This window comes from Caballeronia sp. LZ043, from assembly GCF_031451075.1.
Taxonomy (GTDB): Bacteria; Pseudomonadota; Gammaproteobacteria; order Burkholderiales; family Burkholderiaceae; genus Caballeronia.
The window spans coordinates 426,355-440,122 of the sequence record NZ_JARUXT010000001.1 but is presented as its reverse complement, the minus strand read 5'-3'; the positions used below and the strand labels follow the sequence as shown (position 1 = coordinate 440,122).

Annotated in this window: 15 protein-coding genes and 1 pseudogene; 11 read left to right on the top strand and 5 right to left on the bottom strand. The window is 66.1% G+C overall.

Annotation, left to right across the window (positions count from 1 at the left end):
* Positions 1 to 79: 79 nt before the first annotated feature.
* The 4 genes from QCE64_RS02090 to QCE64_RS02075 all read right to left on the bottom strand — a co-directional run bounded on the left by QCE64_RS02090 (position 80) and on the right by QCE64_RS02075 (position 2,904).
* The gene (locus QCE64_RS02090) at positions 80 to 466 is read right to left on the bottom strand and encodes a hypothetical protein (RefSeq protein ID WP_310002524.1); all 387 of its coding nucleotides are present in this window, start codon (positions 464 to 466) and stop codon (positions 80 to 82) included.
* 17 nt (positions 467 to 483) lie between these two features.
* Positions 484 to 1,044 (bottom strand): hypothetical protein, encoded by a 561-nt coding sequence (locus QCE64_RS02085; RefSeq protein WP_309913943.1) that lies wholly within the window; start codon positions 1,042 to 1,044, stop codon positions 484 to 486.
* A gap of 35 nt (positions 1,045 to 1,079) precedes the next feature.
* A complete protein-coding gene (locus tag QCE64_RS02080; protein ID WP_310002522.1) occupies positions 1,080 to 2,039 on the bottom strand; it encodes a peptidoglycan DD-metalloendopeptidase family protein in 960 nt (319 codons plus the stop codon).
* A gap of 202 nt (positions 2,040 to 2,241) precedes the next feature.
* A complete protein-coding gene (locus QCE64_RS02075) occupies positions 2,242 to 2,904 on the bottom strand; it encodes a DedA family protein (RefSeq protein WP_309913937.1) in 663 nt (220 codons plus the stop codon).
* A gap of 190 nt (positions 2,905 to 3,094) precedes the next feature.
* Here QCE64_RS02075 and mutL point away from each other — a divergent pair, with 190 nt between their 5' ends.
* The 4 genes and pseudogenes from mutL to QCE64_RS02055 all read left to right on the top strand — a co-directional run.
* Positions 3,095 to 5,077 carry a DNA mismatch repair endonuclease MutL gene (mutL, locus tag QCE64_RS02070; protein ID WP_310002521.1) on the top strand — a complete coding sequence of 661 codons (1,983 nt, stop codon included), beginning with the start codon at positions 3,095 to 3,097 and terminating at the stop codon, positions 5,075 to 5,077.
* A complete protein-coding gene (gene miaA / locus QCE64_RS02065) occupies positions 5,074 to 6,021 on the top strand; it encodes a tRNA (adenosine(37)-N6)-dimethylallyltransferase MiaA (RefSeq protein WP_310002520.1) in 948 nt (315 codons plus the stop codon). Before mutL ends, miaA begins: the two co-directional genes overlap by 4 nt.
* 45 nt (positions 6,022 to 6,066) lie before the next feature.
* Positions 6,067 to 6,318: a nucleotidyltransferase domain-containing protein gene (locus QCE64_RS02060; RefSeq protein WP_310004113.1), complete on the top strand. Its 252-nt coding sequence runs from the start codon at positions 6,067 to 6,069 to the stop codon at positions 6,316 to 6,318.
* A gap of 33 nt (positions 6,319 to 6,351) precedes the next feature.
* Positions 6,352 to 6,639: pseudogene (locus QCE64_RS02055) on the top strand (DUF86 domain-containing protein); the annotation flags it as partial.
* An 89-nt stretch (positions 6,640 to 6,728) separates the two neighbouring features.
* Here the strand turns inward: QCE64_RS02055 and purM are convergent.
* A complete protein-coding gene (purM, locus tag QCE64_RS02050; protein ID WP_309913924.1) occupies positions 6,729 to 7,784 on the bottom strand; it encodes a phosphoribosylformylglycinamidine cyclo-ligase in 1,056 nt (351 codons plus the stop codon).
* Between the two features lie 274 nt (positions 7,785 to 8,058).
* On the opposite strand from purM, the gene hda reads away from it, so the two are divergent.
* From hda to QCE64_RS02015, 7 genes are all read left to right on the top strand, one after another.
* A complete protein-coding gene (hda, locus tag QCE64_RS02045) occupies positions 8,059 to 8,838 on the top strand; it encodes a DnaA regulatory inactivator Hda (RefSeq protein WP_309919560.1) in 780 nt (259 codons plus the stop codon).
* An 11-nt stretch (positions 8,839 to 8,849) separates the two neighbouring features.
* Positions 8,850 to 9,536 carry an HAD family hydrolase gene (locus tag QCE64_RS02040; protein WP_309807314.1) on the top strand — a complete coding sequence of 229 codons (687 nt, stop codon included), beginning with the start codon at positions 8,850 to 8,852 and terminating at the stop codon, positions 9,534 to 9,536.
* Positions 9,529 to 11,121: a polynucleotide adenylyltransferase PcnB gene (pcnB, locus tag QCE64_RS02035; protein ID WP_309913918.1), complete on the top strand. Its 1,593-nt coding sequence runs from the start codon at positions 9,529 to 9,531 to the stop codon at positions 11,119 to 11,121. Before QCE64_RS02040 ends, pcnB begins: the two co-directional genes overlap by 8 nt.
* Positions 11,122 to 11,217: 96 nt before the next feature.
* Positions 11,218 to 11,766, top strand: coding sequence for a 2-amino-4-hydroxy-6-hydroxymethyldihydropteridine diphosphokinase (gene folK, locus QCE64_RS02030; protein ID WP_309807312.1), 549 nt, complete (start codon positions 11,218 to 11,220; stop codon positions 11,764 to 11,766).
* Positions 11,763 to 12,443, top strand: coding sequence for a deoxynucleoside kinase (locus QCE64_RS02025; protein ID WP_310002518.1), 681 nt, complete (start codon positions 11,763 to 11,765; stop codon positions 12,441 to 12,443). Before folK ends, QCE64_RS02025 begins: the two co-directional genes overlap by 4 nt.
* Before the next feature lie 56 nt (positions 12,444 to 12,499).
* Entirely contained in the window at positions 12,500 to 13,315 is an 816-nt protein-coding gene (panB, locus tag QCE64_RS02020; RefSeq protein ID WP_309929209.1) for a 3-methyl-2-oxobutanoate hydroxymethyltransferase, read from the top strand.
* A 124-nt stretch (positions 13,316 to 13,439) separates the two neighbouring features.
* On the top strand, positions 13,440 to 13,739 hold the full coding sequence (locus QCE64_RS02015; RefSeq protein ID WP_310002516.1) for a hypothetical protein: 300 nt from the start codon (positions 13,440 to 13,442) through the stop codon (positions 13,737 to 13,739).
* Positions 13,740 to 13,768: the final 29 nt, after the last annotated feature.

Here is a 13,768-nt window from a genome sequence, read left to right as displayed (position 1 = left end):
CACGATGTTCAAAAGCCGGCTCACGCCGGCTTTTTCTTTTGCTGTCACGCTGAAGTCAACGCTGAACAACCAAACAAATTCAGCGATACCGCGAAAACACCCGCCGCGCGCATTCCGTGCACCAGACACGCGGCGCAAGCTCCGCCCGGGCGCTCCAGACATGACCGAACGCGCACTGCCATTGAAGCGGCGTGGCGTCGTCGACATAGCACGGTGAAAGCAGCACGCCGCCGCGTGCCTGCGCCATGTCGCGCAGGCGCCGCGTGGCCGCATCGCGACGCTGCAATGCGCAGTTCATGCACCGCACGTTCTGCGCCGATTCGGGCGATGCATCCCACGCATGTCCGCACGTACACGTCCACAGCACGGAGGCATCCGGGTTCGCTCCACTCGCCGCGCGTTCCCGATAACGCGCCGCTGCCGCCATCGGCTGACGATACGCGTTGCGCTTGTCCAGGCGTGCCATGGGATGCAAGGCAGCGGTCAGTGCTGACCGCCGCGGATCGACTCGGAGCGCGAGGTCGTCACCACCGTGCCGTCCGGACCGAAGTGCGCATTGAACATCGCGTCCTGGTTCACGCCGTCCTCCAGCCAGTGCCAGCTCCACACGCGCTCCTTCTTGAGCGGATATTCGGCGATGGTCGTCGGCTTGCCCAGCAGCCTGCGGGCTTCGTCCATGGTCATGCCGGGACGAACCTTCGCGAAGTTCGCGGCCGTCAGGACCTGAGTGACGGACACGAAGCGGCCGTTGGCATCGAGGTCGACCATATAGGTATTCGTGCCGGCGGGACCGCGCGGATATTCGAGGCGCTTGCTGCCGTCGGTGAAATTCCGCTCGGTCTCGGGCTCGCCCATCTGGTCGCGGATCTGCGCCTCGGTCGTGACGCCCGGCTGCAGGTTCTTGAGCAGCAGCGTGTCCGGCTTCACCGCATTGAAGAACGCCTTGAGCTTGTTCACTGCATCCTCGCCAGATTGCTGATCGCAGCCCGACAGCAGCACCGCAGCCGATACCGCGACCAACACGCTGCACACGATCTTTCTCATCTCCGCTCCCCTCGCCCGCGTGTCCACGCGCGGAATCAGCCGCCGGCCGAGCCCAGCAGCGGCATCGGATCGATGGCGGCGCCCGCCTTTCTCACTTCGAAGTGCAGCGCCGGCGTGCCGCTCGGGCCGGTACCCATGTCGGCGATGGTCGCGCCCTGCTTGACGGTATCGCCTTCCTTCACGAGCAGCTTTTCGTTGTAGGCGTAGGCGGTGAGATAGTCGCTGCCGTGCTTGACGATGATCATGCTGCCATACGAGCGCAAGCCGCTGCCCGCATACACGACCTTGCCGGCCGCCGCGGCCTTGACCGGCTGGCCGACCTTGCCTTCGATGTCGATACCCTTGTTGCCGCTCGCCCCGAACTTGCGGACGACGTCACCGTGCGCAGGCCACGCGAAAGTGCCCTTGCCTACGGGGGCGCTGCTGGTGCTCGCATGTTCAGTGGCCGGGGCAGGGGACTGGGCAGGCTTCGCGGCCGCTGACTTGTCGGGCGTCGACAGGAGCGGCGGCTGCGCCGACTTCACCGTCGATGAAGACGCAGTTGCCGAAGCAACGCCTGTCGAGCCCGGCGGCATGACCCGCAACACCTGTCCGATGTTGACCTGCTTGCTCTCGGGCAGATGGTTCCACGTGATCAGATCGGCGGGTTGCTGCTTGAAAGTGCGCGAGATGCCATAGAGCGTGTCGCCCGGCTTGACCCGATAGAAGCCCGCTTCGACCGGCGCTGTCGGCGCAAGCGGCGCAACGACAGGCGCCGCGAGCGGCACGGCTGGCGCGGTCGTCACGCCCGCAGACGGGCTCTGCACGACCGGCGGCGCACTGCTCACCGAACTTTCGACGATCGGCGCCGGCGTGCGCGGCGTCGACGAACACGCGGCCAGACCGGCCGCCATCCCCGCTGCAAGCAGCGTTCTCATGATCGAACGATGCGTGTTCGATCCCCGCGCCGCCTGCATTCCGAACGCTTCCATGTGCATCACCACCTGCTTTCTCATGCTTTTAGTCTTGAACTTTTCTGACTTGCGACCGCGTCGGCACGCGGCTGCCTGCCGCGCGCCGCTCATGCCACCTGCGCCGCGCGGATCCCGATTGCTGGAACAGCACAAACTTCGCCAGCATAGAACATTGGCGGAGCGAATTCGTTCAAATGCGCCAAACGACACGCATCGTCCGGCTCCGTGAGCGCGTGCCGGGCCCTCAGGCCTTGGAGTTGCGCCGCCGGCTCATTTTCCACAATGCGCCGAGCAATACCGGCACGATCGCCGCGCCGATCCCCACCAGCACGATCACATTCAGATACTGCTTGATGAACGGAATGTTGCCGAAGAAGTAGCCGAGCAGTACGAGCAGCAGCACCCAGAACAGCGCGCCCAGCACGTTGAACAACTGGAAGCGCGCGTGGCTCATGCCGGACACGCCCGCGACGAACGGCGCAAACGTCCGGACCACCGGCACGAAACGCGCAATGACGATGGTCTTGCCGCCATGACGCTCGTAGAAGTTGTGCGTCTTCTGCAGCGCGGCGCGGTCGAGGAAGCGTTCGAGCACGGGGATGTTGGTGTCGAAGACCTTCGGCCCGATGGCGCGGCCGATCCAGTAGTTCAGCGTGTTGCCGGTGACGGCGGCGATCAGCAGCAGCGCGATCAGCGCCAGCAGATTCATCTCGTGGGACGCGGCGAACGCGCCGCCGATGAACAGCAGCGAATCGCCCGGCAGGAACGGGAACACAACAAGCCCGGTCTCGCAGAATACGATCAGGAACAACACCGCGTAGACCCAGGCGCCGTAGCTCTGGATGAAGACCCCCAGCGACTTGTCGATGTGCAGGATGAGTCCCAGGAATTGCAGCAGCGTGTCCAAAAGCGTTCCTCGAAAGAAGTCCAGTGGCCGCGGCGAGCGGCGCATCCGGGGGTCGGAAAAGGGAGTCGCGCCATGATACCGAAGTGCCGCGTCGCGTCAGTTAAAAAGCACGCAGTGGGGCACGCGTTCAGGCGTCTGGGCGAAACGGCCGACGTCGGAGCGGCTACGGGCGAATCGCTATAATTTCGCCATGGCCGACCTCAACGAACCCTCCGCCGCCGCTTTGACCGCGGATGCCCCGCGCCGTTCGCGCGGCATCGCGCCGCTGCCCGACCAGCTCATCAGCCAGATCGCCGCGGGCGAAGTGGTGGAACGGCCGGCGTCGGTGGTCAAGGAACTGCTCGAAAATGCCCTCGATGCCGGCGCCCGGACGCTGCGCATCACGCTCGACGAAGGCGGCGTCAAGCGCATCGTCGTCGCCGATGACGGCTGCGGCATGCCACCCGGCGAACTGCCGCTCGCGCTGCTGCGCCATGCGACCAGCAAGATCCGCTCGCTTGCCGACCTCGAAGCGGTTGCCACGCTCGGGTTTCGCGGCGAAGCGATTGCGTCGATTGCCTCGGTGGCCGAGTTGTTCATCACGAGCCGCACCGACGCCTGCCCGCACGCCACCCGCATCGATGCCCAGACCGGCGTGCTGTCGCCCGCGGCGGGCACGACCGGCACGACCATGGAAGTGCGCGAGCTGTATTTCAACACGCCTGCGCGCCGCAAGTTTCTGAAAAGCGAACAGACCGAACTGGGCCATTGCCTGGACGTGATACGCCGCACGGCGCTGGCGCGCCCGGACGTGGCGATCTCGGTGATGCACAACGGCCGTGCCGTCGAACACTGGAACGCCACCGATCCGCAAACGCGCGTCGCGAAGATCCTGGGCGAGGTCTTCGAAACCGCGCACCTGCCGCTCGACGAACGCGCCGGGCCGCTCGCCGTCTACGGCTGCGCGGGCCTGCCCACCGCCAGCCGCGGCCGCGCCGACCAGCAATACTTCTTCGTCAACGGCCGCTTCGTGCGCGACAAGCTGCTGACCCACGCGGTGCGCGCCGCCTACGAAGACGTGCTGCACGGCAATCGTTACCCCGCCTACGTGCTGTTTCTGGATCTGCCGCCCGAATCCGTCGATGTGAACGTGCATCCCTCGAAGATCGAGGTGCGCTTCCGCGATTCACGCTCGATTCACCAGTACGTGTTCCATGCCGTGCAGCGGGCGCTGGCACGGCACGCGGGCGCATCGCCGGAAACGACTTCGGGCGGACACGCGGCGCAATTGCAGACAACCGGTCCGGCGTCGTTCAGCGCGAAGCCGTTCGCAGGCAACGATCCGCTCGCCACGCGGGGTACGGGGAGCACGAGCGAGAACGGCACGAACTGGCTGCGCCAGTCGCGCATGACGCAGGGCGCGCTGCCGGTCGCGCAGCCGCTGGCGCTGTACGACGCGCTGTTCGGGCGCAAGGACGCGGGCACCTCGAGCGCAACGACGCCGCCGGAGAACCGTGACACGCCCTACCCGACCTCCGCGCAAGCGCCCGTATGGGCCAGCGACAGCGCTACGCCTGCCTACGGACCCGCCGCTTCCACGCAGGCCGACGACCAGCCGCTCGGCTTCGCGGTCGGGCAGATCCATGGCATCTATGTGCTGGCGCAGAACGCGCGCGGGCTTGTCCTCGTCGACATGCACGCGGCCCACGAACGCATTCTCTACGAACAGTTCAAGCATGCCCTCGCCGATCACACCGTCGCGGTGCAGCCGCTGCTGATTCCGGTGTCGATGACGGCGGAACCGGTGGAAATCGGCATCGTCGAGGAAGAGAAAGAGACGCTCGATGCGCTCGGCTTCGATCTTGCGGTGCTCTCGCCGACTTCCATCGCGATCCGCGCCGTGCCCGCGTTGCTGAAGGACGCCGATCTGCAGGCGCTCGCGCACGCCGTGCTCGCCGACCTGCATGCCTACGGCGGCTCGCGCGTGCTGACCGAACGCCAGCACGAACTGCTCGGCACGCTCGCGTGCCACAACGCGGTGCGGGCGAACCGCCGCCTGACGCTCGACGAAATGAACGCGCTGCTGCGCCAGATGGAAGCGACAGAGCGCGCGGATCAGTGCAATCACGGGCGGCCGACCTGGTTCCAGCTGACGCTTGCGGATCTCGACCGCCTCTTCATGCGCGGACAATGAGCGCTGCCGCCCTGCCCGTAGCCTGTCTGCTCGGACCGACGGCGTCCGGCAAGACTGCCGCCGCGCTCGCGTTCGCGGCGCGGCATCCGGTCGAGATCATCAGTGTGGATTCGGCGCTGGTGTATCGCGAGATGGATGTCGGTACGGCGAAGCCGAGCGTCGAAGAGCGCGTGGCGGCGCCGCATCATCTGATCGACATCATCGATCCGGCCGAGTCCTACTCCGCCGCGCAGTTTCGCGCCGATACGCTGCGGCTGGTCGAGGAAATCGTCGCGCGCGGCCGGCTGCCGTTGCTGGTCGGCGGCACGATGCTCTACTTCAAGGCGCTGACGCAGGGCCTCAACGATCTGCCGGGCGCCGATCCCGCGGTGCGCGCCGCCCTCGATGCCGACGCCGAACGCGACGGCTGGCCTGCGCTGCACGCACGTCTCGCGGCGCTCGATCCGGACACGGCAGCACGGCTCGCGCCGAACGATTCACAGCGCATCCAGCGCGCGCTCGAAATTCACATGCTGACCGGCCAGCCGATGTCCGCGCTGTTCGCCGCGCCGCGCGTCGTCGAGCGGGACATGCGCTGGCGCTTCGTGCCGGTGGCGCTGGAGCCGTCGGACCGGGCGGTGCTGCACGCGCGCATCGAGGCGCGCTTCGATGCGATGCTGGCGCACGGTTTCATCGACGAAGTGAAGCGCCTGCGCGCGCGCGGCGATCTCGATCTGTCGATGCCGTCGATGCGCTGCGTCGGGTATCGGCAGGCGTGGGAATACCTCAATGGCGCGACGCCCTACGACGAGATGCGCGACAAGGGCGTGTTCGCGACGCGTCAATTGTGCAAGCGGCAGTTGACCTGGCTGCGCGGGATGCCGGAGCGGGCCGTGGTGGATTGTTGCGCGGCGGATGCGCCGGAAAGGGCGATGGAGGCGCTGGAGCGGGCGGCGGCACTCTGATCCGCTTGACTTGGTCTTGAGGCGCCGCGCGCACATCGACAGGACATTCTGCGCATCGTCACGACGAATCACGCCGCCAATGCTCGCGTATTCGGCTCGGTACTGCACGGCGACGACAGCGACGAAAGCGATCTCGACCTTCTCGTCGATGCGCTGCCAGGCGCCACATTGCTTGATCTCGGCGCCATTCAGGTTGAGCTGGAGGACTTGCTCGGCGTGTCGATAGACGTTGTGACGCCCCTGGACTTGCCGCCGAAATTCCGCCGCGACGTGCTCGACGAGGCGCTGTCTTTATGAACGCGAAACAGCGGCAATTGCGTCTCTCGAACGGCGCGCGAGTACATCGCGCGCATCGACAAGGCCGAGTTCATGGAAACGCGCATGATCCAGCAAGCCGTCATTTTGAATCTCATCGTGATCGGAGAGGCGGCGGTTCAGATCGAAACAGAATTCCCGGCGTTCGCGCAGGCCAATGCCGCGGTTCCGTGGAAGAAGCTGCGCGGTATGCGGAACCGCATGACCCATGGGTACTTCGACACTAACCTGGACATCGTCTGGGAAACGGTACAGACAGCCTTGCCCGATCTGGAGCGCCGCTTGGCTCAGCCGCTCGAATAGTGCGAGGTATCTGAAACGGCAACGCACAAACAAAAAACCCTCGCAAAGCGCGAGGGTTTCTCTCATTCAGACTGATCAGCCCACCAGCCTCAAACCACCACCGTCTGCGCCTCGCCCGCCTGACTTTCGCGCACGACGCCGATCTTCCAGACCTGCTCGCCCGCGCCCGACAACAGACCGATGGCCGCTTCCGCATCTTCCGCCGCGACGATCACCGCCATGCCGATACCGCAGTTGAACACCCGATGCATCTCCGCATCCGCGACGCCGCCATGCTTCTGCAGCCACGCGAACAGCGGCGGCAACGGCCAGGCGCGGTGATCCAGTTCCGCCGTCAGCCCGTCGCGCAGCACGCGCGGAATGTTCTCCACCAGCCCGCCGCCGGTGATGTGCGCCATGCCCTTCACCGTGATGCTCTGCATCGCCTGCAACAGCGGCTTCACGTAGATGCGCGTGGGCGCCATCAGCGCGTCGGCGAGCGTGCGGCCGTCGAAGTCGGCGTTCAGGTCCGGATTCGCGCGCTCGATGATCTTGCGCACCAGCGAATAGCCGTTCGAATGGATGCCGCTCGACGCCAGCCCCAGAACCACGTCGCCCGGCTTGATCGTGCTGCCGTCGATGATCTTGCTCTTCTCCACCGCGCCCACCGCGAAACCCGCGAGGTCGTATTCGCCGTCGGGATACATGCCTGGCATTTCCGCCGTCTCGCCACCGATCAGCGCGCAGCCCGCCAGTTCGCAACCCCGCGCGATGCCCTTCACGACGTCCGCTGCCGTGTCCACGTCCAGCTTGCCGCAGGCGAAGTAATCGAGGAAGAACAACGGCTCGGCGCCCTGCACGAGGATGTCGTTGACGCTCATCGCGACGAGATCCTGGCCCACGGTGTCGTGGCGGTTCAGCGTGAACGCGAGACGCAGCTTGGTGCCGACGCCGTCCGTGCCCGACACGAGCACCGGCTCCTTGTACTTCTTCGGCACCTCGAACAGCGCGCCGAATCCGCCGATGCCGCCCAGCACGCCATCACGCAACGTCTTCTTGGCAAAGGGCTTGATGCGATCGACGAGCGCGTCGCCGGCGTCGATGTCCACGCCCGCGTCGCGGTAAGACAAACCTTGGGTTTCCGGGGTGGATTTCGGCTGATTCATGGGGGAGGTGCGAGAAGGTCGGTAAAATGCGATTTTACCCGATGATGACCCGCCGACCGATTCTCACGCTGTTGCCACGCGCGAGCATCGCTGCGGCAACGGCGCCCCGGACTCCGGCGCGGCCGCGCGTCGCGCCCGTTACGGCGCGCGCACGGCCGGCGGCGGTTATCCTGCACCACCGCGTCGCTCATCCGCGCCGCCTGCCCGCGTCGCGCACCCGCGCGGCCTGGCCGCACGTTTCGAAACCTGCCCGACCCCAGGCCCGACGACTCCGATTCCCGTGCAACGCCAACTGACGCTCGATCTCGGCACGCCGCCGCCCGCCACCTTCGCCAACTTCTTCGCCACCGGCAATCACGAACTGATTTCGCGGCTGCGCGACCTCGAAGGCGCGCTCGCGGCCGGGCCGGTCGCCGACCGCACGTTCTATATCTGGGGCGAGCCGGGCAGCGGCCGCAGTCACCTGCTGCAGGCGCTGATCCACGAAGCCAGCGGCCACGCGCGCTATATGAGCCCGCAAAGCGCCCTCAACGCGTTCAACTTCGATCCGCGCGTGACGCTCTATGCCGTCGACGATTGCGATGTCCTTTCACCCGCCCAGCAGATCGCCCTCTTCAACCTGTTCAATGAAGTGCGCGCGCATCCGCTGAGCGCGCTGGTCGCAACCGGCAACGACGCGCCGCTCGCGCTCACGGTGCGCGAAGACCTGCGCACGCGGCTCGGCTGGGGTCTCGTGTTCCATCTCCAGCCGCTCTCCGACGACGCCAAGGCCGCCGTGCTGAAGCACGCGGCGCGCGAGCGCGGCATCGTGCTGGCGGACGACGTGCCGGGCTACCTGCTCACGCATTTTCGCCGCGACATGCCGAGCCTGATGGCGCTGCTCGACGAACTCGACCGCTTCTCGCTCGAACAGAAACGCGCGGTGACGCGCCCGCTGCTGCGCGCCATGCTGCAACAGGGCGGACGCGGCGCGCCGGCCGACCTGCCCGGCGAGCCGTCCGGTCCGGATGCGCCGCCCGCCGCCCCGGACAACGATCCGACCCGCTTCAAGTAAAATGCGCACCCATGAACCTCGCCCTCTTTGATCTCGACCACACGCTCATCCCCACCGACAGCGACCACGAATGGGGCCGCTTCATGGTGAAGCTGGGCATCGTCGACGCGGATTCCTTCGCGCGCCAGAACGATGCCTTCTACGCCGACTACAAGGCGGGCGTGCTCGACATCAACGCCTATCTGCATGCCATGCTCGCGCCGCTCGCGAAATATTCGCGCGCGCAGCTCACCGACTGGCACGCGCAGTTCATGCAGGAAGTGATCAACCCGCGCATCGTGCCGTCCGCCGTCACGCTGGTGCGCGAGCATCAGGACAACGGCGACCTCTGCTGTCTCGTCACCGCGACCAACGCGTTCATCACCGCGCCGATCGCCGAGGCCTTCGGCATCGAAACGCTGATCGCCTGCGAAGTCGAAACCGTCGACGATCATCCGCACGGCGCGCTCACCGGCAAGCCGACCGGCACGCCGAGCTATCGCGAGGGCAAGATCGTGCGCGTGGAGCAGTGGCTCGCCACGCTCGGCAAGACGCTCGACGACTTCAAGCACAGCTTCTTCTACAGCGACTCGCATAACGACATCCCGCTCCTCGAGCGCGTCACCGACCCCGTCGCCACCAATCCCGACGACACCCTGCGCGCGCATGCGCAAGCCCGAGGCTGGCGCATTCTGAATCTCTTCGACACACGTGATTAAAAAACTCATCCGCAAGCTGTTCGGGCAAGAAAGCGCCGAATCCATCGGGACCGCGCCCAACGACACGCCGACAGCTTCGCCCGACGCCCGCCCTGCCCGCCCCGCCAGCAGAAGCCCGCGCAAGAAAGCCGCCGCGCCGCCCCGGCGCGACCCGAGCGTGCCGGTCATCCTGTCGTCGGAGATCCACGGCATCGATCCGTCGCTGATCTCGAAGAACGCCGTGCGCGTCACCGACGGCCTGCAGCATGCGGGGCATCGCGCGTTCATCGTCGGCGGCGCGGTGCGCGACCTGTTGCTCGGCGTCGCGCCCAAGGACTTCGACGTCGCCACCGACGCGACCCCCGACCAGGTGCAGAAGCTGTTCCGCCGCGCGCGCATCATCGGCCGGCGCTTTCAGATCGTGCACGTGCAGTTCGGACAGGACATCATCGAGACCTCGACCTTCCGCGCGCTGATGGACGCGCCGCCGGAACCCGCCGCCGAGCCGCCGCGCCGGCTGAAGCGCGGTGAACTCGACAGCCGCACCCACGCCGTGGATGCGAGCGGCCGCGTGCTGCGCGACAACGTCTGGGGCGAGCAGCACGAGGACGCCACGCGCCGCGACTTCACCATCAACGCGATGTACTACGATCCGGCCACGCAGACCGTGCTGGACTATCACGACGGCATGGCCGACATCCGCGCGCGCCTGCTGCGCATGATCGGCGACCCGGCCACGCGTTATCGCGAGGACCCGGTGCGCATGCTGCGCGTGGTGCGCTTCGCGGCGAAACTCGGTTTCGAGATCGACGAAGCCACGCGCGCGCCGATCAAGGAACTCGCCGACCTGATGAACAACGTGCCGGCCGCGCGTCTGTTCGATGAAATGCTCAAGCTGCTGCTGTCCGGCCACGCGCTCGCGTGTCTCACGCGGCTGCGTCAGGAAGGTCTGCATCATGGCGTGCTGCCCTTGCTCGACGTAGTGCTCGAACAGCCGCACGGCGAGAAGTTCGTCACGCTCGCGCTCACCAGCACCGACGAACGCGTGCGCGCGGGCAAGCCGGTGTCGCCGGGCTTCCTGTTCGCCACGCTGTTGTGGCACGACGTGCAGACCCGCTGGCAGCAATACACGGCGAACGGCGAGTATCCGGTGCCGGCGCTGCATCGCGCGATGGACGACGTGCTCGACATGCAGACCGAGAAGCTCGCGATCCACAAGCGCTTCTCGTCCGACATGCGCGAGATCTGGGGTCTTCAGCACCGGCTGGAAAAACGCGGCCGCAGTGCGCTGAAGCTGCTCGAACACCCGCGCTTCCGGGCGGGGTATGATTTCCTGCTGCTGCGTTGCGAATCGGGCGAACTCGATGCGGAGATCGGTCAATGGTGGAGCGACTTCATCGAGAGCGATCACGTCGCACGTGAAGGCCTGCTCACGCAAGGCGGCAAGGAAAGCAGCGGCCCGAAGAAGCGGCGCCGCCGCAGCAATGCCAAGCGCCGTTCGGGCGATGCCGCCGCAGCCGGTCCGCAAACCGAAATGAATTCAGGCAGTGTTGACGGCCCCGCACCGGACAACGCAAGCAGGCGCGAAGACGCGGACAACGCATGACGCAGGTTTTGGTTAAAGTAGCGCAGAGCGACATCGCCTGAGTGTGTCGCTTGTCCGCTTCCGCTTTTGCTGAGACCCACGCGTAGGACTTCTGCCATGACGATTGCTTATCTGGGCCTGGGAGCGAATCTCGGCGATGCGCGCCAGACCCTGAAAGACGCCGTCGTGTGTCTCGCCCAGCAGCACACGATCACCGTGCTCGCGAAGTCGAGCCTCTACCGGACTGCGCCCATCGACGCCACCGGCGACGACTACTTCAACTGCGTCGTCAAGCTAGAGACCAGCCTGCCCGCCCGCGCGCTGCTGCGTCTGTGCCACGGCATCGAAGAGCAGTTCGGACGCGAGCGGCCGTATCGCAACGCGCCGCGCACGCTCGATCTCGACATCCTGCTGTACGGCGCATCGAGCATCGACGAACCGGATCTCGTCGTGCCGCATCCGCGCATGACCGAGCGCGCTTTCGTGCTGGTGCCGCTCATCGAACTCGAACCCGATCTCATCCTGCCCCAGCGCGGCCGCGCGGATGCCTTCATGGCGGCCGTCGTCGAGCAGCGCATCGAGAAAGTCGCCGCCTGCCAGTGCATGGCCGGCTCACCCGCACGCGGCGCGAATCCCGCCGCCTCCAACAAGACCGATTGCCGATGAGCGTCCCGCCTCTGACCGTCACCGCGCCGCAACTCAAGCCGCCGCATCGCTACATTGCGATCGAAGGGCCGATCGGCGTCGGCAAGACCACGCTCGCCACGCTGCTCGCCGAACGCTGGTCGATGCGCACGCTGTTCGAGCGTCCGCAGGACAACCCGTTTCTCGAACGCTTCTATCGCGACACGACGCGTCACGCGCTCGCCACGCAACTGAGCTTTGCGTTGCAGCGCACGGCGCAGGCAGCGGAGGCCGCCGGCATCGTCGCGAGCGGCACGCCGCTGATGGCCGACTTCGTCACGCAGAAGAGCGAACTGTTCGCGCGCCTCACGCTGAGCGACGATGAGTTCCAGTTGTACAAGGACATCGCGGGCCGTCTGCACGCCAGCGGTCCCGCGCCCGATCTCGTCATCTATTTGCAGGCCAGTCCCGAAGTGCTGTTCTCGCGCATTCAAAAGCGCGCGCTGCCGATGGAACTGCAGATCTCCGACGCCTATCTGCGCGCGCTGTGCGACGCCTACAACGAGTTCTTCTATCACTACGACGCGACGCCGCTGCTCACCGTGAACGCGGAACATCTGAATCCGCTCGCGTCGGATGAAGATCTCGCCTTGCTTCTGGAGCGCATCGACAGCATGCGCGGGCGCAAGGAATTCTTTGTCAAGGGCGTGTCGGCGTGAGCGCATGACGGCGTAGTGATGCAACGGCGCCCTTTCTCCTCTCCAGTGAAACCATCATGACGTACCTGCAGGAAACGAATCGCTCGACGATCACCGTCCCCAAGCTCCAGGCCATGCGCGAGGCAGGCGAACGCATCGCGATGCTGACCTGCTACGACGCGAGCTTCGCCGCGCTGCTCGACCGCGCGGGCGTCGATGTGCTGCTGATCGGCGACTCGCTCGGCAACGTGCTGCAAGGTCACGGCACGACGCTGCCGGTGACGGTGGACGACATCGCCTATCACACGGCCTCGGTGACGCGCGGCAACAAGAGCGCGCTGATCGTCGCCGACATGCCGTTCGGCACGCTCGGCTCGAAGGAAGAAGCCTACGGTCACGCCGTCAAGCTGATGCGCGCGGGCGCGCAGATGGTGAAGATCGAAGGCGGCGAGTGGCTAGCGGAAACGGTGCGCTTTCTCGTCGAACGGTCGATTCCGGTGTGCGGGCATGTCGGCCTGACGCCGCAATCGGTGCATGCGTTCGGCGGCTTCAAGGTGCAGGGCAAATCGGACGCCGCGGCCGAACGCATGAAGCGCGACGCCCTCGCGCTCCAGGAAGCGGGCGCGCAACTGCTCGTGATCGAAGCCGTGCCCACTCTGCTCGCCCGTGACGTGACGCAGGGCCTCGCCATTCCGACGATCGGCATCGGCGCGGGTATCGACTGTTCCGGACAGGTGCTCGTGCTGCACGACATGCTCGGCATCTTTCATGGCAAGCGTCCGCGCTTCGTGAAGGATTTCATGCAGGGTCAGCCGAACATCTTCGCCGGCGTCGAGGCCTATGTCCGCGCGGTCAAGGACGGCAGCTTCCCCGGTCCGGAACACACCTTCTGACGCGCTGCGGGCCGCACGCTCCGGCCCTGCATATCCTGCCCACGAATTGCGTTTTCTCGTACATACTGGCGAGCTTCTTGCGGCTATGCTCGACAACAGTCACTAAAAAACAGCGAGAACGATCATGTGGCAAGTTCTTCCCGACGAGTACGTTCGGGCCCAGCTGGCAGTCGGTTCACTCGTCGCGCTCGGGGTGGCGCGCGTGGTGGCGGCGGGCATGGGCGCCCAGCGCGGATGGCGCATCACGCGGGTGACGCGCTGTTTCATCGGCGCGGCGGCGGTGTTCTGCCTGCCGCAACTGCTCGAAGTCATCTTTTATAGCGACTCGCACCTGGCCTTCGTCGAATTGCAGGGGAAGGTCATTGGCTGCGCGGTGGCACTGTTCTGTGCGCCGATCGTCAGTCACCGGCTCGGGTACGAATAGGCGGAGAGTCGAACAGGCGCAGCCAGCCG